General features: G+C 52.9%; 1 protein-coding gene. It reads left to right on the top strand.

The genetic code is table 11. The features are described 5' to 3' along the window. Positions 1 to 315, top strand: a 315-nt coding sequence (locus EXE42_RS16555; protein WP_137707017.1) for a DUF4268 domain-containing protein, incomplete at its 5' end; no start/stop codon positions are given. Between the last annotated feature and the right edge of the window lie 237 nt (positions 316 to 552).

The raw sequence follows: 552 nt of genomic DNA, 5'->3' as shown, positions 1-552 counted from the left end.
TGGGTGTTCCATCAGGGGCCGGAGTTCTCCGTCGAGCTCTACATCTCCACGTCGGATAAGGAACGCAACGAGGAGATATTCGAGGCGCTGAAACGCGACCGAACGGATATTGAGAGCAATTTAGGCGTCGAGTTGGAGTGGGAACGTCTACCTGAGAAACAAGCATCCCGGATCAAGCAGCCTGAAGATATTGATAGGACCATCACCGATCTCACCGCAGACCAGCGAAATCACTTGGTCGAATGGGGGGTGGATGCGATGGACGCATTCCAGGAGGAGTTCGAACCGCGTCTTTCCGCTCTCGGCTCCAACTGATCGCTGCTTCTACCGGTGTAACGAACTCGTTGCGTAGGTGGCTTCCACCCTTCCCGTCTTGTTGGACGCACCCCCCTCCCCCAGGTTCTATTTTAGATCACCGGCTCCGTTGAGATCTTCTGATGCTGAGAGGAACTGTCTGCTGAATACAGAGGTTAAGTCCAGCAACCTACGTAAATTGGATAGATTTGCGGAGCCTCCAGACACATAGCTACGATTTCAAAATATCTCGATACC

Origin of the sequence: Halorubrum sp. SP3, assembly GCF_005435195.1 — an archaeon.
Taxonomy (GTDB): Archaea; Halobacteriota; Halobacteria; order Halobacteriales; family Haloferacaceae; genus Halorubrum; species Halorubrum sodomense.
Note: the sequence above shows the minus strand (reverse complement) of the source record. Positions and strands in the feature narration are given on the sequence as shown.